General features: G+C 62.2%; 17 protein-coding genes and 1 tRNA gene. 12 read left to right on the top strand and 6 right to left on the bottom strand.

What is annotated here, in order from left to right:
* The first annotated feature begins 4 nt into the window (after nucleotides 1-4).
* From FJ957_RS07490 to FJ957_RS07460, 7 genes are all read left to right on the top strand, one after another.
* Nucleotides 5-1,072, top strand: coding sequence for an ABC transporter ATP-binding protein (locus tag FJ957_RS07490; RefSeq protein WP_140830122.1), 1,068 nt, complete (start codon nucleotides 5-7; stop codon nucleotides 1,070-1,072).
* On the top strand, nucleotides 1,073-1,939 hold the full coding sequence (locus FJ957_RS07485) for a sugar ABC transporter permease (protein ID WP_140830120.1): 867 nt from the start codon (nucleotides 1,073-1,075) through the stop codon (nucleotides 1,937-1,939). It abuts the gene before it with no gap.
* Nucleotide 1,940: 1 nt separating this feature from the next.
* On the top strand, nucleotides 1,941-2,849 hold the full coding sequence (locus FJ957_RS07480) for a carbohydrate ABC transporter permease (protein ID WP_140642818.1): 909 nt from the start codon (nucleotides 1,941-1,943) through the stop codon (nucleotides 2,847-2,849).
* Nucleotides 2,850-2,852: 3 nt separating this feature from the next.
* Complete coding sequence (locus FJ957_RS07475; RefSeq protein ID WP_140653040.1) at nucleotides 2,853-3,140, top strand: DUF2160 domain-containing protein; 288 nt, start codon at nucleotides 2,853-2,855, stop codon at nucleotides 3,138-3,140.
* Nucleotides 3,141-3,216: 76 nt separating this feature from the next.
* Nucleotides 3,217-4,947, top strand: coding sequence for an ABC transporter substrate-binding protein (locus tag FJ957_RS07470; RefSeq protein WP_140830118.1), 1,731 nt, complete (start codon nucleotides 3,217-3,219; stop codon nucleotides 4,945-4,947).
* 92 nt (nucleotides 4,948-5,039) lie between these two features.
* Nucleotides 5,040-6,533, top strand: coding sequence for a glycerol kinase GlpK (glpK, locus tag FJ957_RS07465; protein WP_140830116.1), 1,494 nt, complete (start codon nucleotides 5,040-5,042; stop codon nucleotides 6,531-6,533).
* 32 nt (nucleotides 6,534-6,565) lie between these two features.
* Nucleotides 6,566-7,036, top strand: a complete 471-nt coding sequence (locus tag FJ957_RS07460) for a DUF6882 domain-containing protein (RefSeq protein WP_140830114.1) — start codon at nucleotides 6,566-6,568, stop codon at nucleotides 7,034-7,036.
* A gap of 104 nt (nucleotides 7,037-7,140) precedes the next feature.
* On the opposite strand, the gene FJ957_RS07455 is transcribed toward FJ957_RS07460, so the two are convergent.
* Nucleotides 7,141-7,605: a BA14K family protein gene (locus FJ957_RS07455; protein ID WP_140830112.1), complete on the bottom strand. Its 465-nt coding sequence runs from the start codon at nucleotides 7,603-7,605 to the stop codon at nucleotides 7,141-7,143.
* 291 nt (nucleotides 7,606-7,896) lie between these two features.
* On the opposite strand from FJ957_RS07455, the gene FJ957_RS07450 reads away from it, so the two are divergent.
* The 4 genes from FJ957_RS07450 (at nucleotide 7,897) to FJ957_RS31760 (ending at nucleotide 9,777) form a co-directional block, all read left to right on the top strand.
* Nucleotides 7,897-7,972 (top strand) — tRNA-Lys (locus FJ957_RS07450).
* A 20-nt stretch (nucleotides 7,973-7,992) separates the two neighbouring features.
* Entirely contained in the window at nucleotides 7,993-8,337 is a 345-nt protein-coding gene (locus FJ957_RS32150; protein WP_246685783.1) for a hypothetical protein, read from the top strand.
* A gap of 97 nt (nucleotides 8,338-8,434) precedes the next feature.
* Nucleotides 8,435-9,580, top strand: a complete 1,146-nt coding sequence (locus FJ957_RS07440) for a hypothetical protein (RefSeq protein WP_140830110.1) — start codon at nucleotides 8,435-8,437, stop codon at nucleotides 9,578-9,580.
* 50 nt (nucleotides 9,581-9,630) lie between these two features.
* Nucleotides 9,631-9,777 (top strand): hypothetical protein, encoded by a 147-nt coding sequence (locus tag FJ957_RS31760; RefSeq protein WP_181177360.1) that lies wholly within the window; start codon nucleotides 9,631-9,633, stop codon nucleotides 9,775-9,777.
* A 115-nt stretch (nucleotides 9,778-9,892) separates the two neighbouring features.
* On the opposite strand, the gene FJ957_RS07435 is transcribed toward FJ957_RS31760, so the two are convergent.
* Complete coding sequence (locus FJ957_RS07435) at nucleotides 9,893-10,630, bottom strand: hypothetical protein (RefSeq protein ID WP_246685782.1); 738 nt, start codon at nucleotides 10,628-10,630, stop codon at nucleotides 9,893-9,895.
* Nucleotides 10,631-10,789: 159 nt separating this feature from the next.
* Here FJ957_RS07435 and FJ957_RS07430 point away from each other — a divergent pair, with 159 nt between their 5' ends.
* Nucleotides 10,790-12,085, top strand: coding sequence for a glycosyltransferase (locus tag FJ957_RS07430; protein ID WP_140830109.1), 1,296 nt, complete (start codon nucleotides 10,790-10,792; stop codon nucleotides 12,083-12,085).
* 35 nt (nucleotides 12,086-12,120) lie between these two features.
* Here the strand turns inward: FJ957_RS07430 and dprA are convergent, their stop codons facing one another.
* The 4 genes from dprA to FJ957_RS07410 all read right to left on the bottom strand — a co-directional run bounded on the left by dprA (nucleotide 12,121) and on the right by FJ957_RS07410 (nucleotide 16,279).
* On the bottom strand, nucleotides 12,121-13,257 hold the full coding sequence (dprA, locus tag FJ957_RS07425; protein ID WP_140830107.1) for a DNA-processing protein DprA: 1,137 nt from the start codon (nucleotides 13,255-13,257) through the stop codon (nucleotides 12,121-12,123).
* Entirely contained in the window at nucleotides 13,254-13,835 is a 582-nt protein-coding gene (plsY, locus tag FJ957_RS07420; protein ID WP_140830105.1) for a glycerol-3-phosphate 1-O-acyltransferase PlsY, read from the bottom strand. Before plsY ends, dprA begins: the two co-directional genes overlap by 4 nt.
* Before the next feature lie 195 nt (nucleotides 13,836-14,030).
* Nucleotides 14,031-15,317, bottom strand: coding sequence for a dihydroorotase (locus FJ957_RS07415; protein WP_140830104.1), 1,287 nt, complete (start codon nucleotides 15,315-15,317; stop codon nucleotides 14,031-14,033).
* On the bottom strand, nucleotides 15,314-16,279 hold the full coding sequence (locus FJ957_RS07410) for an aspartate carbamoyltransferase catalytic subunit (protein WP_140830102.1): 966 nt from the start codon (nucleotides 16,277-16,279) through the stop codon (nucleotides 15,314-15,316). Before FJ957_RS07410 ends, FJ957_RS07415 begins: the two co-directional genes overlap by 4 nt.
* Nucleotides 16,280-16,350 lie beyond the last annotated feature (71 nt).

The following is a 16,350-nucleotide window of genomic DNA, read 5'->3' as shown; positions in this document are numbered from 1 at the left end:
AACGATGGCGCGCATCGAGGTCAATCATATTCGTCATTCCTACCTGCCCAACCCGCAGAAGGATTCCGATTTCGCGCTGAAGGAAGTGCACCACACCTTCGAGGAGGGCGGCGCCTACGCACTGCTCGGGCCGTCGGGCTGCGGCAAGACCACTCTGCTCAACATCATTTCCGGCCTGCTGCATCCCTCGCACGGCAGGCTTTTGTTCGACGGTCGTGACGTCACCAACCTGTCGACGCAGGAACGCAACATTGCGCAGGTGTTCCAGTTCCCGGTCATCTACGACACCATGACCGTCTACGACAATCTGGCTTTCCCGCTGCGCAACCGCCGCGTGCCGGAGACGGATGTCGACCGCAAGGTGCGCGAGACGCTCGACATGATCGATCTCGCTTCGCTGGCGAAAAAGAAAGCGCGCGGGCTCACTGCCGACCAGAAGCAGAAGATCTCGCTTGGACGCGGCCTGGTGCGCTCGGACGTCAACGCCATCCTGTTCGACGAGCCGCTGACGGTGATCGACCCGCATATGAAATGGGTGCTGCGCTCGCAGCTCAAGCAACTGCACCGCCGCTTTGGCTACACAATGGTCTATGTCACGCACGATCAGACCGAAGCGCTGACTTTCGCCGACCGTGTCGTGGTGATGTATGATGGCGAGATCGTCCAGATCGGCACGCCGGCGGAGCTGTTCGAACGGCCGCGCCACACTTTCGTCGGCTATTTCATCGGCTCGCCGGGCATGAACGTGTTGCCGGTCGCATTCGAGGGCAGAACGGCGACGCTCGGCGCGCAGCGCATCGAATTGCCCGGCGTGCCCAAGGCCGAAGCCGGCGCCGTCGAGCTCGGCATCCGTCCCGAATATGTGCGGCTCGGCCGCGAGGGCATGGCGGTGCAGGTCTCCAAGGTCGAGGACGTCGGCCGCCACAAGGTCGTGCGCGCCAATCTGGAAGGCAGGGAGATTGCCGCGGTGATCGGCGAGGACGACGAGGTGCCTGCCGAGCCGAAAGTCCGCTTCGATCCGGCCGGCATCAACATCTATGCCGATTCCTGGCGCGTCGAGATGGGGGCGTAGATGGACAAGACCTGGAACAACAAGGCCTGGTTCCTTGTGCTGCCAATGCTGGTGCTGGTGGCGTTCTCGGCCGTCATCCCGCTGATGACCGTCGTCAACTATTCGGTGCAAGACACGTTCGGCAACAACGTCTTCTTCTGGGCCGGGACCGAATGGTTCGAGGAATTGCTGCACGCCGACCGCTTCTGGGAAGCGATGGTGCGCAACCTGATCTTCTCCTTCATCATCCTGGCGATCGAGGTGCCGCTCGGCATCTTCATCGCGCTCAACATGCCGAAGAAGGGCTGGGGCGTGCCGGTCTGCCTGGTGCTGATGGCGCTGCCGCTGTTGATCCCGTGGAACGTCGTCGGCACGATCTGGCAGGTCTTCGGCCGCAACGACATCGGCCTGCTTGGCTATTACGTCAATGCGCTTGGCATCGACTACAACTACGTTCAGGATCCGATCGACGCCTGGGTCACCGTCATCATCATGGATGTCTGGCACTGGACCAGCCTGGTCGTGCTGCTTTGCTATGCCGGGCTGGTCTCGATTCCCGATGCCTTCTACCAGGCGGCCAAGATCGACGGCGCCTCGCGCTGGGCGGTGTTCCGCTACATCCAGCTGCCCAAGATGCAGCGTGTGCTTCTGATCGCCGTGCTGTTGCGCTTCATGGACAGCTTCATGATCTATACCGAGCCCTTCGTCGTCACCGGCGGCGGCCCCGGCAATTCGACCACTTTCCTGTCGATCGACCTCGTCAAGACTGCCCTCGGTCAGTTCGACCTCGGTCCGGCGGCGGCAATGTCGCTGGTCTACTTCCTGATCATCCTGTTGTTGTCGTGGGTGTTCTACACCGTGATGACCAATTACGACGCGGAGCGCTGAGATGGCGGGCGCCAACGAGACGACGCGCGTGAGCGAGACAGCGGTCACCGAGGTGGGCAGCGCGCTGTCGCAGGACGAGGTGGCGAGGCTGATGCGCCGCCGCGGCGAGGAATCGCGCTGGTGGTGGATCGTGCCGACGGTCTACATCATCGTTATCCTGCTGCCGATCTACTGGCTCATCAACATGAGCTTCAAGACCAACGCGGAGATCGTGTCGTCCCTGACGCTGTTCCCGCATAATCCGACACTGGCGAACTATCGCACCATCTTCACCGACCCGTCCTGGTATTCGGGCTACATCAACTCGATCACCTATGTGGTGATGAACATGGTGATATCGGTGGCGGTGGCGCTGCCGGCGGCCTACGCCTTCTCGCGCTACCGCTTCCTTGGCGACAAGCATTTGTTCTTCTGGCTTTTGACCAACCGCATGGCGCCGCCGGCGGTGTTCGCGCTGCCATTCTTCCAGCTCTATTCGGCGTTCGGCCTGATCGACACCCATATCGCCGTGGCGCTGGCGCACTGCCTGTTCAACGTGCCGCTGGCGGTGTGGATCCTCGAGGGCTTCATGTCCGGCGTGCCGAAGGAGATCGACGAAACCGCCTATATCGACGGCTATTCCTTCCCGCGCTTTTTCGTGAAGATCTTCATGCCGCTGATCGCGAGCGGCATCGGCGTCGCCTGCTTCTTCTGCTTCATGTTCTCGTGGGTGGAGCTCCTGATCGCGCGCACGCTGACCACCACCGACGCCAAGCCGATCGCCGCCACCATGACCCGCACCGTCTCGGCCGCCGGCATGGACTGGGGCCTGCTCGCCGCCGCCGGCGTGCTGACGCTGATCCCCGGCGCTTTGGTCATCTGGTTCGTGCGAAACTATATCGCCAAGGGCTTTGCCCTGGGGAGGGTCTAAGCCATGAACCTCGACTTCTCCTGGATGGCGTGGACGTGGCCGACGGCTGCTTTCTTCATCGTCATCGCGCTGATGCTCTGCGGCATGGGCGTTTGGGAATATGTCTCGCCCGGCGGCAATCCGCGCGTCGGCGTGCTGCGCTTCGAGACGACGCGCGGCGATCGTTTGTTCCTGTCGCTGCTTGGCAGCGCCTTCATCCATCTCGCTTGGCTGGGTCTGGTAGGACCCAACCTGTGGTGGGCTCTCGCTCTCTCCGTGGTCTACGCCGTTGGCGTGTTCCGATACGTATAGAGGGGGAATAGCCGGAGCGGCCGCGTGCTGGCGGCCGCCCCGGAATGCACTTGAAACCTAAGACTGGAGGAGACACATGCGACGGCAACTTCTAACATCGACGACCGCCCTTGTCCTATTGCTCGGCGTGGGCAACGCCTATGCCGGTATGGACGAGGCAAAAGCCTTTCTCGACAAGGAGATAGGCGACCTTTCGACGCTTTCGCGCGCCGATCAGGAAAAGGAAATGCAATGGTTCATCGACGCAGCCAAGCCGTTCGCCGGCATGGACATCAAGGTCGTTTCGGAAACCATCGCCACGCACCAATACGAGTCACAGGTGCTGGCGCCGGCCTTCTCCGCCATCACCGGCATCAAGGTCACGCATGACGTCATCCAGGAAGGCGACGTCGTCGAAAAGATCCAGACCCAGATGCAGACGGGACAGAACCTCTATGACGGCTGGGTCAACGATTCCGACCTGATCGGCACGCACTGGCGCTACCAGCAGGTGCGCAACCTGACCGACTGGATGGCAAATGAAGGCAAGGACGTCACCAATCCGAACCTCGACCTGAAGGACTTCATCGGCACCTCGTTCACGACGGCGCCCGACAAGAAGCTCTATCAGCTCCCCGACCAGCAGTTCGCCAACCTCTACTGGTTCCGCTACGACTGGTTCAATGACGAGAAGAACAAGGCCGACTTCAAGGCCAAATACGGCTACGACCTAGGCGTTCCCGTCAACTGGTCGGCTTATGAGGACATCGCCGAATTCTTCACCGGCCGTGAGATCGACGGCAAGAAGGTCTACGGCCACATGGACTACGGCAAAAAGGACCCGTCGCTCGGCTGGCGGTTCACCGACGCCTGGCTGTCCATGGCCGGCAATGGCGACAAGGGCATTCCAAACGGCCTGCCCGTCGACGAATGGGGCATCAAGGTCGACGAGAATTCGCGCCCAGTCGGCTCCTGCACGGCGCGTGGCGGCGACACCAACGGCCCAGCGGCGGTCTACTCGATCCAGAAATATCTCGACTGGCTGAAGGCCTACGCTCCGGCGGAAGCCCAGGGCATGACCTTCTCTGAATCCGGCCCGGTGCCGGCGCAGGGCGCGGTCGCGCAGCAGATCTTCTGGTACACCGCCTTCACCGCTTCGATGGTCGACGCCGGCGCCAAGGCGGTGCTGAACGACGACGGCACGCCGAAGTGGCGCATGGCGCCGTCGCCGCATGGCGTCTACTGGAAGGACGGCATGAAGCTCGGCTATCAGGACGTGGGTTCCTGGACGCTGATGAAATCGACGCCGGACGATCGCGCCAAGGCCGCCTGGCTCTATGCGCAGTTCGTCACCTCGAAGACGGTCGACGTGAAGAAGAGCCATGTCGGCCTGACCTTCATCCGCGAGAGCACGATCCACGACAAGAGCTTCACCGAGCGCGCTCCGAAGCTCGGCGGCCTGATCGAGTTCTATCGTTCGCCGGCCCGCGTCCAGTGGTCGCCGACGGGTACCAACGTGCCTGACTATCCGAAGCTGGCCCAGCTCTGGTGGCAGGCGATCGGCGATGCCTCGTCCGGCGCCAAGTCGGCTCAGGAAGCGATGGACTCGCTCTGCGCCGAGCAGGAAAAGGTCATGAGCCGCATCGAGAAGTCGGGCGTCCAGGGCGACATCGGCCCGAAGATGGCCGAAGAGCACGACCTAGCCTACTGGAACGCCGACGCGGTCAAGAAAGGCAATCTCGCTCCTCAGTTGAAGATCGAGAACGAGAAGGAAAAGCCGATCACCATCAACTACGACGAACTGGTGAAGAGCTGGCAGCAGCAGTAACTGCATGACGCGGGCGTGTTTGCCCATGTAGGAAGTGCGGGGGAGGCGGCTTTGCCGTCTCCCCTGTTGCATGAGAAGTGGGAGGATGCGGAATGAGCGGTTTTGTGCTGGCCATCGATCAGGGGACGACGTCGACCCGGGCCATCCTGTTCGACGACAAAATGAAGGTCGCTGGCACCGGCCAGCAGGAGTTCATGCAGCATTATCCGGCTTCCGGCTGGGTCGAACATGACCCGGAAGACATCTGGGCGAGCGTTCTCGCCACGGTGAAATCGGCGTTGAAAGCCGCCGGCCGCACGGCATCGGATGTCGCCGCGATCGGCATCACCAACCAGCGTGAGACCGTCGTCATCTGGGACAAGGCGACCGGCAAGCCGATCCACAACGCGATCGTCTGGCAGGACAGGCGCACCGCGCCGCTCTGTCAGAAGCTGAAGAAGCAGGGATTGGAGAAGACATTCATGAAGAAGACCGGCCTGCTGCTCGATCCCTATTTCTCCGGCACCAAGATCGCCTGGATGCTGGACAAGGTGAAGGGCGCCAGGAAGCGCGCCGAGAAGGGTGAGCTGCTCGCCGGCACCATCGACAGTTTCCTGATCTGGCGGCTGACCGGCGGCCAGATGCACGCTACCGATGCGACCAACGCCTCGCGCACTTTGGTCTACAATATCGAGAAGAATGTCTGGGACGACGAGTTGCTTTCCATCCTCAACATACCGGCAGCGATCCTGCCGCGGGTGAAGGATTGCGCCGACGATTTCGGCGTCACCGAGAAGAGCCTCTTCGGAGCCGAGATGCGGATCCTCGGCGTCGCCGGCGACCAGCATGCGGCGACCATCGGCCAGGCCTGCTTCGAGCCCGGCATGATGAAATCCACCTACGGCACCGGCTGCTTCGCGCTGCTCAACACGGGCGCCGACCTGGTGCGTTCGAGGAATCGCCTGCTCACCACTATCGCTTATCGGCTCAACGGCAAAACCACCTACGCGCTGGAAGGCTCGATCTTCATCGCGGGCGCCGCCGTGCAATGGCTGCGCGACGGCATCAAGGTGATCGGCAAGGCCGAGCAAAGCGGCGCCTTGGCGGCGGCCGCGGACCCGGCGCAACAAGTCTATCTGGTGCCGGCCTTTGTCGGCCTCGGCGCGCCGCATTGGGACGCGGACGCGCGCGGCGCTATCTTCGGCCTGACGCGCAACTCCGGCCCGGCCGAGTTCGCGCGCGCCGCACTTGAATCGGTCGCCTTCCAGACCCGCGACCTGCTCGACGCCATGCGCAAGGACTGGAAAGGCGCCTCGGCCAAGACGGTGCTTCGCGTCGACGGCGGCATGGTGGCGTCCGACTGGACCATGCAGCGGCTCGCCGATATTCTCGAGGCGCCGGTCGACCGTCCGACGATCCTGGAGACGACGGCGCTTGGCGCCGCCTGGCTCGCCGGTTCGAAGGCCGGCGTATGGCCGAAGGCAAGGGAATTTGCCAAGAGCTGGGCGCTTGAACGGCGCTTCATGCCGCAGATGGATGCGGCCGTGCGCGGGGCGAAGCTGGCCGGATGGCGCGATGCGGTGCGCAGGACGTTGAGTGGGCAATAAGGAGCTGTCAGTCAGCGTGCAGGGTGAGGGGAATGGACCCAGACTGGTATGCTGCCTGGCGTGAAGAGGCGTTCGAACAACTTCGAGCGAAAAATAGGCGCCTGCAGGATGACTTCCGCCTTGGCAGTTGGTCTCGCTATAATTACGACCTGAAGGCTGGAAAGCTCCTTTTCTCAGAAGAAGGCGTCGTCAAGGTCGTCTCGGACATCCAAATTGCTGGGTCAACGAGCGTTAAAGCTGGCAATTGGCTCTGGGCTTGGGCCAATTCGAATTGGCCTTCGGAATTCATAACTGACGCCCAGTCAGCCCGATCTTTCGGTAAGAAGCACGGCATCGGCGAGTTAACTCGGGACTATGTGACGGACGAAGATCTTGATGCGCTCGGCTGGAAACTGACCTCAGCAGTGACTCGGATTTGCAACGCTTGCGGAGCCTATCGCTCTCCTCCAGATGACGGCGTAGGTCTTTATCTGATTCTCAAAAGCATTAGCTGGGCAAGCTGACCTGTGGGTGCGCTGTTGAAATCCGGCTGACTAACACAACGAGAGAGCCCGTGCCTCGAGAGGCACGGGCTCAGTCAACGACCCTGGGTACTGACTGGAGGCCGTCAGTAGGGCGACATGCACTGCTGACGCGGGCCGTTGTAGGGTTGGAAGGTGTTGTCCGAGGCGCGATACGAACGATAACGGTCGTAGCACCACTGCACGTGCGAGTTGCCGCGATAGACGCGGTTGTTCTCGCTGTTGACGATGGCGCCGGTGATCAGCGCGCCAGTGGCGAAAGCAGCCAACGGGAACCAGTAGTCGCCATGACGACGATAGCCGTGGCGATATTCACGATAGCCGCGATGGCCGTTCCAGTACATGCCGTTATTGCGCGAGAAACGCTGGCCGCCGCGCCAATGACCGCCATGCCTCCATCGGAAGTCGCGTTCTGCTACCTTCTGGACGTCGGACGAGGCCGGCGAAGCCTGCGGCACGAACATCTGCGCGGCATTGGCGGGGACTGCCGCGGCGGCGCCGAACGAAACCGACAAGGCGGCGGCAAGCAAGCCCGACACGATCTTTTTCATTGTTCTTCTCCTTGAGAGGATGGTTTGACGTCCCTGTGCCGGAGAAACGGAAAATGACCGCGATGGTTCCCCTTTGAATCTCAAACCATTGTTATTTCAGGAGCTTCTGAGATACCGAGGCAGATCGAAGCGAGCCATCGGACTCGGCACCCCGGATGCTTGATCGCCAGTCGCCAGAATTCGCCAGACCCGTTGATAACTCCGGCTGGCGGCCATCTTTTTCCGGTTGACCGGCCGCGGCACTCTCCCTATGTTCCGCGCAATTTCGAGGGCGGCGTTTCGAGCCCGCGGGAGCGCGTAGCTCAGCCGGTAGAGCAACTGACTTTTAATCAGTAGGTCATGGGTTCGAATCCCATCGCGCTCACCAAATTTTCAACAACCGAATAGATGCCGGAGCAAACCTACCGACGCTTCCATATCCGGGGCGATCGACGCAGGGAATGTCGTCTGCGCCCCGGCAATCGGAACAAAAACTTATGCGCGGCTGTTTCCCTGTTGAAGGGACTGCAATTCGGGATGCAGAGAGTGGACGTATTAAATCTGGAAATGGATAGAGCCAGGCTGCGTGTCAAGCGCGCAGAGACTTCGCTCAATCATGCAAAAGAAATGCTGGATGAAGAATGTGGCGTCGGGATCAATCTCGCGCTGTGCGACCGCATAAGGTCGGAGAAGAAGCGAGTGGCGGAGGCCAGAAAGCGGCTGATGAAGATCGCTTCGACCGCCTCAGCCTGATGGGGTGACTTCCCCAAGACAAGGGTGATACTGCCGTGTTGCCTTGTCCCTGGATAAGGTCGTGGTTAAACTCGGCGCCTCCGAGGGAGGCTCCAGGATGACACTCGACCTTTCGGTAGACGCTGAGGCCCCCAAGGCGACGACGCCGCCTGGCAAATATCTTTTCGGTCCGGTCGCCGACTTCCTCATGCTGGGCGGCAGCGCGTTTCTGATCCTGCCGGTGCTGTTCTTCGTGCCTCGCGCGTATGAAGGTCCGCTGGCCGCGACGATGGTCGTCGTGGCCTATCTGGTGAACTATCCGCACTTCGCCCACTCCTACCAGATTTTCTACCGCAATTTCGGCCGCAAGGCGCGCGGCGACGGCTACGACAGGAGCCTGCAGCTTCGCTATATTTTCGCCGGCGTCATCGTTCCGGCGATCATGGCGCTGTTCTTTGCCTATGGCGCGGCGACGTCGAACACGCGGCTGCTGGGCTTCGCGGCCAACGCGATGTTCTTCTTCGTCGGCTGGCACTACGTCAAGCAAGGCTACGGCATGCTGATGGTCGACGCCGTCCTGAAACGCAAATTCTTCGATGACCGGGACAAGAAGGTGCTGCTTGTCAACAGCTACGCGGTGTGGATCCTGGCCTGGCTGCAGACGAATACGGCTGTGACGCAGGGACAGTATTACGGCCTTCAATATTACACCTTCGCGGCGCCGTCCTGGATCACCGACATTGCCGTGCTGGCGGCCGTCGGATCGACGGCGGCCACGCTTTTGATGCTGGTCAACCGCTGGCGAAGGAATGGCGGCGGACTGCCTTACAACGGCATCGTGGCCTATGTCGCGTCACTCTATCTCTGGATCCTGATCGCCAGGGTTAACCCGCTCTGGCTGCTCGTGGTGCCGGCGCTTCACTCGCTGCAATATCTGGCCGTGGTGTGGCGCTATCAGACCAATGTCGAGCGTGACGTCTCGGACGCCGCGCGGGATCCGGAGCCGAAGATACTATCCGTGCTTGGGCCCCGCTACAGGTTGCGGGTGCTGGGGTTCATCATCGGCGGTGGCGCTCTCGGCTATCTCGGCTTCTGGCTGATCCCCTTCGTGCTGACCGCCCTGATCCCGTACGACAGCCAGGTCCTCGGTTCCTCGCTGTTCTTCTTCATCGTGCTGATCTTCATCAACGTGCACCACTACTTCCTCGACAATGTGATGTGGCGCCGCGGCAATCCGGAAGTGTCTAAATACCTGTTCCGGTAGCGTGATCGCGCGGTATCCCGATAGGCGAAGCCGAATGCCTGGAAGCCATATTGGATGCGGGCCTGCAGCAGTCTATCGGCGCTTTCCTGGTGGAGACCCATGACAGAATAGCGACCGACATTGCGCGCCGGCTCGATCGCATCAGGCAGCGCATTGCCGAAGACGACATCCGCGACATCAATCTGGAGTGGATTTGACATTCATCTGCGCCGCGGCAATCCGGAAGCGTCGAAGTAACTGTTCCGGTAGAAGCACGGTCAGGTTAGATCTCAGCGGTTCCCTGTGGCGCCAAGCGCTGGTCGCGGTCCATGACTATCGATCCGGCTGTGACATCAGGAGGCGAACGATCGGCTGGACATTGTCCTTGTACGTGATGCAGCGATCATAGATCCCCTTTGACACCCGATCTTGTCCGATCCGCTCCCATTCGGGCGTCTGGGCCGTCCAGTCGGGCTGCTGTGCTATGAGGCGCTCACGATGGAGACAGTCGGGGTCGCGAGCAAGAATCAGGCGCGCTTCATCGGCCAATGGAATGTAGTCCTCGATCGCGGCTTTCTTTCTTGCCTGAGCTGTTCGGTCCAGCTTGATTTCCAGCTGAACCGTGCCGGGCACGTTGGGTACGGCGGCCGAGCAAAGCTGCGGATGCCCCTTGCGTGTCTTTTGCAGCAGCATGTTCACGGCGCTGCCAAACACGAAGGCCAAGTCGTGCACCGGGTTATAGCCGTCAATGGCGTCTGATACGACCTGGACTTCCTCAGCGCTGTCAATGTCCGCGCTGATCCTGGCAAATATATCGAGAAAGAATGTTTGGTCGCCGGCCAAAAGAGCGCTGTACCAAGCTGCATCGGTTATTTCGCCGAAGACCGAGCCCGGCGTTCCCCCGGACGCCTCGACGATCTGGCGGGAATATTCGGTCCTGGCGCTCTGGCGGCCGCCGGACCCGTCGGTCAGAAGATAAACCCTCGGCTTGGCGATTTCGAGCCAGTGATGAATCCTGAGCTCGTGTCCCGGATGCGCGAGGATCAGCACATTTTGGAGTCTGCTACCCATGGAGTTGCTCCAATTTTTTGGTTGCCACATGCAATCGATATCGGCGTTCTGCACCAGTGACACGCCACCGGGGAACTTGTTGGGCCGAATTGTTCTCACTAAGACATTGACCGCATTTGCTGTCATCGACGATGGCGATCAGCCGGCAAGGAGCCTATCTTGCGTGTTCTCATCACCAACCTGTCAGTGGCACAAAATAGCGGAACGGAATCTGTCGTTGAATTGCTTGCCGACGGGTTACGCGCCGCCGGCCACCAAACGATGCTGCTCACTACAAATCTCGGCGATATGGCCGACAGAATGCGGCGGCGAGGCCATCACGTCGTCGATCGGGTTGCCGAGATCGTCGACAAGCCCGACATCATCCACGGTCAGCATCTGACGCCTTGCCTGACGGCCCTGGCAAGATTTCCCGACGTGCCCGCGGTCTTTTCCTGCCACAGCTCGTTCTTCGAAATCGAGGCGCCGATACCTCATCCCCAGATTTGCCATTGGATCGCAGTAGACGAGGCCTGCAGGGCGAAGTGCCTGTCCAGAGGAATTCCAGAAGACAAACTTGACCTCATCTACAACGCTGTTGATCTTGAGCGGTTCAGGCCTCGCCCGCCGCTTCCGGCTAGTCCCAAGCGCGGTCTGCTGTTGACAAAAAACTTTGATCATCAGCAAGCGGTGCGGGTGGCCTGCGCCAGAACAGGTGTCCAACTCGACGAACTAGGCCCCGCCACAAACCGGTATTCCAATCAGATCGAAAAGGACCTTCTCGCCTATGACGTCGTGTTCGCCACCGCGCGCATGGCCATCGAGGCCGCGGCGGTGGGCTGCTCGGTCGTGGTTTGCGATGCACGAGGTTTTGCCGGGATGCTCGATACCGGCAACATGGAAAGGTGGCGGCGGGCCAACCTTGGGGTGAGTCTACTCGACAGGCCGACCACGGCAGAAAATTTGATGGCTGCGATCTGCAGCTACAATGCAGATGATGCTGCGACCGTCTCGGCCTACTTCCGCGACATGGCGGGCTCGCCCCACTTCATTGACGAGCATCTGCGCGTCTATGATCAAGTTTTGCATGCGGGGCTTCGCGCGACGTCCGAAGAGGTGGCTCTGGGAACTGCGTCCTGGATCGAAGAAATTGCCGTGTCCATCCCGCATCGCAAATGGTTGCGAATCGTCAAGGAGATGCATGGCTGGCCGGACGCAATCGACCAACTGACGATGAGGGAGCTGTTGCGTGCAAACACGAAGACGTTGGAAGGCAATTCCGCCTTGTTGACGGCACTGAGCCAATCGACTGCAGACCTGATCCAGGGCGGACCGGGCAATCATGCAATCCTGCGCCAAATAGACGATCGAGTTTTCCGGCTCTCGCGCTTCGTTGACGAAGTGAGCGGTCTCTACAACGGCATGGTGCCACTGTTCATTCGCAAGATGCTCCTCAGAATTCGTATGCGGGGCTGATCACCAAGCGTTCTGTGACAATTATCGCAGCCAGTTCAGTTCCCTCCCGGAACCAGCGAGACATTCCCGCCAGCATGGCGTTCCAACCTTCCGGCGAGGTCGAGCTCCAGAAGCACCATGGCGATCTGCGCGGCGCTCAGTCCGGTATGGCGGATGATGTCATCCACGGCGGTCGGCGTCGGCCCAAGCGCTTCCAGCACATCGGCGCGGTCGTTTTCGCCGGGCGGCGGCATGGCGGATATGTCGGGCGCCTCGGCAATCGGCGCGGTTCTTGGAGCCCGGGTGCCGGCAAGCGGCGCCAGCGCGCCGAGCACATCGGCGGCCTCGGTGACGAGCGTGACGCCGTCCTTGAGCAGCGCGTTGCAGCCGGCGGCGCGCGGGTCGAGCGGCGAGCCCGGCACGGCGAAGACCAGCCGGCCCATTTCATTGGCGAGGCGGGCGCTGATCAGCGAGCCGGAGCGCTGCGCGGCCTCGACCACCACCAGTCCAAGCGCCATGCCTGCGACCAGGCGGTTGCGGCGCGGGAAATCCTGGGCGCGCGGCTGCCAGGCGAACGGCATTTCCGAAACGATGGCGCCGCCACGATCGGCGATCTCGTCGCACAGGCCGGCATTTTCGGGCGGGTAAGGGACATCGAGACCGCCGGCCAGCACGCCGATGGTGCCGGTCGAAACGCTGCCCTTGTGCGCGGCCGTGTCGATGCCGCGCGCCAGGCCGGAAACGATGACGTAGCCTTCGCGGCCGAGATCGGCTGCCAGCATGCGCGCCATCTTGATGCCGGCCAGCGAGGCATTTCGGGCGCCGACGATCGCCACCGCCGGCAGGCGGAAGACCGCGCCTTCGCCTTTCACCGCCAGCAGCGGCGGCGGATTGTCGAGGGTCTTCAGCAAGGGCGGATAATCGGCCTCGCCGATGCCGACGAAGCGGGTGCCGGCGCGCCGGGCGGCGTCCAGCTCGGCTTCGGCCTCGGCGACGGAAGGGATGCGGAGGATACGATTGGCGCCGCCGGATATCATCAGCTCGGGCAGCATTTCAAGCGCGGCTTCGGCCGAGCCGAAGCGGTTGATCAACTCGCGAAACGAGGCCGGGCCGACATTGGGCGTGCGGATCAGGCGAAGCCAGGCAAGCCGCTGCCGGTCGCTGAGGCGCGGGCCGGCGGCCGGCGCGCTCATCCCTTCGCCCCGATTTTGCCTTCGGTGCCGGCCAGCAGCCGCGAGATGTTGGCATGATGCTTGACGATGACGATCAGGCTCATCACGGCGAACAGGCCGGCGATCTGCGGCGTGCTTATGAAATAGAGCGCGATCGGCACAATGACCGCCGCCGCCAGCGCCGCCAGCGAGGAATAGCGAAACAGGAAGGCCATAGCGAGCCAGACGACGGCGAAGACGAGCATGCCTTGCCAGGCAAGGCCGAGCAGCACACCCAGATAAGTGGCGACGCCCTTGCCGCCCTTGAAGCCGAGCCAGACCGGGAAAAGATGGCCGAGGAAGGCGCCGAAGCCGGCCAACAGGCCGAGGTCCGGCGAAAAATGCCCGGCGACCAGCACCGCGGCCGTGCCTTTCAGCGCATCGAGCAGCAGCGTGGCCGCAGCGAGCCCTTTATTGCCTGTCCTCAGCACATTGGTCGCGCCGATATTGCCGGAGCCGATCTTGCGAACGTCGCCGAGCCCGGCCGCGCGGGTGATCAGAAACCCGAACGGGATCGAGCCGAGCAGATAGCCGAAGACGAGCGCGACCGCGTAACCCATTGTTCCCCCTTATTTCCTGTCGCTCCGGTTGCTCGCTCCAGGATTGAGATACTGTGCGTTATGCAACCGTGATTTGCAAGAGCTAGGCCTGCTCAGGCATCAGTTGGTCACAATGGTATAATGGTAGAGTCGGGAGGGTTCGCCAAGCAACTCTGTGCAGGGGCAGGCCAGGCAGGGTTCAAAGCGATGGATGGTCTATGCGGAAAACACCGAGCGTCCCGCAACCATCGTTTGCAAGACCTTGCCCTGCAGGCGCGCGCCTTCGAAACAGGTGTTCTTCGAGCGCGAGCGCAGACCGCTTTCGCTGACGATCCACGGCTCGTCGACGTCGACAAGTACGAGATCGGCCGGCGCGCCCGGCTTCAGCGTGCCGCCCGGCAGGCCGAACAGTCTTGCCGGCGCCGTGGACAGCGTCTCGATCAGCCTCAGCAACGGCACGTCGGCATTGTGGTAGAGCCGAAGTGCTACGCCAAGCAGCGTCTCCAGCCCGATGGCGCCGGCGGCGGCATCGGCAAAGGGCAGGCGCTTGGTGTCGACGTCCTGAGGGTCGTGCGAGGAGACGATGATGTCGATCGTGCCGTCCTTGATCGCCTCGATCATCGCCAGCCGGTCGTCCTCGGCGCGCAAGGGCGGGGTCAGCCGGAAGAAGGTGCGGTATTCGCCGACGTCGTTCTCGTTGAGCGACAGGTTGTGGATGGCGATGCCGGCCGTGACATTGGCGCCGTCGGTCTTGGCCCTGTTCACCGCGCCGGCCGCCATCGCCGACGAGATCTTGGCGGCGTGGTAGGCGCCACCGGTCAGCCGGGCCAGTGCCAGGTCGCGTTCAAGAGGAATGAGCTCGGCCTCGCGCGGGACGCCAGAGAGGCCAAGCCAGCTTGCGTAGAGCCCCTCGTTCATCACACCGGACGAGGCGAGGTCGGCATCCTGGGTTTCATGCGCGATCACACCGCCGAAATCGCGGGCGTAGGTGAGCGCGCGGCGCATCACCAGCGCATTGGCGATCGTGTGGCGGCCGTCGGTGTAGGCAACGGCGCCGGCTGCGCGCAGCAGGCCGAATTCGGTCATTTCGCGGCCTTCGAGGCCCTTGGTGATCGCGGCCGCCGGAAAGATATTGACGCTTGCGGTGTCACGTGCCGTGCGCAGCACGAATTCGACCAGCGCCACATTGTCGATCACCGGATCGGTGTCCGGCATCATGACGATGGAGGTGACGCCGCCGGCGGCGGCCGCCACGCTTGCCGAGGCGATGGTCTCGCGATGTTCGCCGCCTGGTTCGCCGATGAACACGCGCGCGTCGACAAGGCCCGGAATGATCGTCTTGCCGGCGCAGTCGACGACGGCGGCACCTTCCGGCACGCCCTGGTTCAATGCCGCCTTTCCGGCCGCGACGATTCTGCGGCCGTCGACGATGACGCTGCCGATCTCGTCGACGCCGCGCGACGGGTCGACAATATGCGCCTTGCTGAAGACGGTCACGCTCATGCGCCGCGCCCCTCATGGTTGCGGCGCGGGTCGAGCAGGGCTTCCATGACCGCCATGCGTACGGCGACCCCCATCTCCACCTGTTCCTGGATGACGCTTTGCGGCCCATCGGCGATTTCGGAGGCGATTTCCACGCCACGGTTCATCGGACCGGGATGCATGACCAGCGCATCGTCCTTGGCGGCCTTCAGCTTTTCGGCATCCAGGCCGAAATAGTGGAAATATTCGCGGATCGACGGTACGAACGCGCCTTCCATGCGCTCGCGCTGCAGGCGCAGCATCATGACGACGTCGGCATCCTTCAGGCCCTCGGCCATCGAGCGTGCGACGATCACGCCCATCCTGTCGATGCCGGACGGCAGCAATGTCGAGGGCGCGACGACGCGCACCTGCGCGCCAAGCGCGTTCAAAAGCATGATGTTGGAGCGGGCGACGCGCGAATGCAGGATGTCGCCGCAGATCGCCACGATCAGCTTCGACAGCGGCCCCTTGGCGCGGCGGATGGTCAGCGCATCGAGCAGCGCCTGCGTCGGGTGCTCGTGCGCGCCGTCGCCGGCATTGACCACTGAGCAGCCGACCTTCTGCGCCAGGAGCGCCGCCGCGCCGGCCGACTGGTGGCGGATGATGAGGATGTCCGGGCGCATGGCGTTGAGGGTCATCGCCGTATCGATCAGCGTCTCGCCCTTCTTCACCGAAGAGCTTGCCACCGCCATGTTCATGACGTCGGCGCCAAGCCTTTTCCCGGCCAGTTCGAAGGACGATTGCGTGCGGGTCGACGCCTCATAGAACAGGTTGATCTGGGTTCGGCCGCGCAGCGTCGAGGTCTTCTTTTCCGATTGCCGCGAGATCGCCACGGCCTGGTCCGCCCGATCGAGCAGCAGCTCGATATCGGCGGGGGAAAGATCGCGGATGCCCAGAAGATGGCGGTGGGGAAAGAGCGGCAGGGACGAAGCGTCGGTCATCTCAAGGCGCTGCTATAGGGTGCGGTCCGGCCTGCCGCAAGCGCCAGCTTTGGATTGCGAGCGTTCTCCCC

The sequence above is a fragment of the Mesorhizobium sp. B2-4-6 genome, assembly GCF_006442775.1.
Lineage (GTDB): Bacteria > Pseudomonadota > Alphaproteobacteria > Rhizobiales > Rhizobiaceae > Mesorhizobium.
This window is presented reverse-complemented; position numbering and strand designations above follow the sequence as displayed.

What these genes read in the sequence shown, in the direction of transcription:
- FJ957_RS07490 (WP_140830122.1), top strand. Translation starts at nt 5, where the DNA reads ATGGCGCGCATCGAGGTCAATCATATTCGTCATTCCTACCTGCCCAAC.
- FJ957_RS07485 (WP_140830120.1), top strand. Translation starts at nt 1,073, where the DNA reads ATGGACAAGACCTGGAACAACAAGGCCTGGTTCCTTGTGCTGCCAATG.
- FJ957_RS07480 (WP_140642818.1), top strand. Translation starts at nt 1,941, where the DNA reads ATGGCGGGCGCCAACGAGACGACGCGCGTGAGCGAGACAGCGGTCACC.
- FJ957_RS07475 (WP_140653040.1), top strand. Translation starts at nt 2,853, where the DNA reads ATGAACCTCGACTTCTCCTGGATGGCGTGGACGTGGCCGACGGCTGCT.
- FJ957_RS07470 (WP_140830118.1), top strand. Translation starts at nt 3,217, where the DNA reads ATGCGACGGCAACTTCTAACATCGACGACCGCCCTTGTCCTATTGCTC.
- glpK (WP_140830116.1), top strand. Translation starts at nt 5,040, where the DNA reads ATGAGCGGTTTTGTGCTGGCCATCGATCAGGGGACGACGTCGACCCGG.
- FJ957_RS07460 (WP_140830114.1), top strand. Translation starts at nt 6,566, where the DNA reads ATGGACCCAGACTGGTATGCTGCCTGGCGTGAAGAGGCGTTCGAACAA.
- FJ957_RS07455 (WP_140830112.1), bottom strand. Translation starts at nt 7,605, where the DNA reads ATGAAAAAGATCGTGTCGGGCTTGCTTGCCGCCGCCTTGTCGGTTTCG.
- FJ957_RS32150 (WP_246685783.1), top strand. Translation starts at nt 7,993, where the DNA reads ATGCCGGAGCAAACCTACCGACGCTTCCATATCCGGGGCGATCGACGC.
- FJ957_RS07440 (WP_140830110.1), top strand. Translation starts at nt 8,435, where the DNA reads ATGACACTCGACCTTTCGGTAGACGCTGAGGCCCCCAAGGCGACGACG.
- FJ957_RS07435 (WP_246685782.1), bottom strand. Translation starts at nt 10,630, where the DNA reads ATGGGTAGCAGACTCCAAAATGTGCTGATCCTCGCGCATCCGGGACAC.
- dprA (WP_140830107.1), bottom strand. Translation starts at nt 13,257, where the DNA reads ATGAGCGCGCCGGCCGCCGGCCCGCGCCTCAGCGACCGGCAGCGGCTT.
- plsY (WP_140830105.1), bottom strand. Translation starts at nt 13,835, where the DNA reads ATGGGTTACGCGGTCGCGCTCGTCTTCGGCTATCTGCTCGGCTCGATC.
- FJ957_RS07415 (WP_140830104.1), bottom strand. Translation starts at nt 15,317, where the DNA reads ATGAGCGTGACCGTCTTCAGCAAGGCGCATATTGTCGACCCGTCGCGC.
- FJ957_RS07410 (WP_140830102.1), bottom strand. Translation starts at nt 16,279, where the DNA reads ATGACCGACGCTTCGTCCCTGCCGCTCTTTCCCCACCGCCATCTTCTG.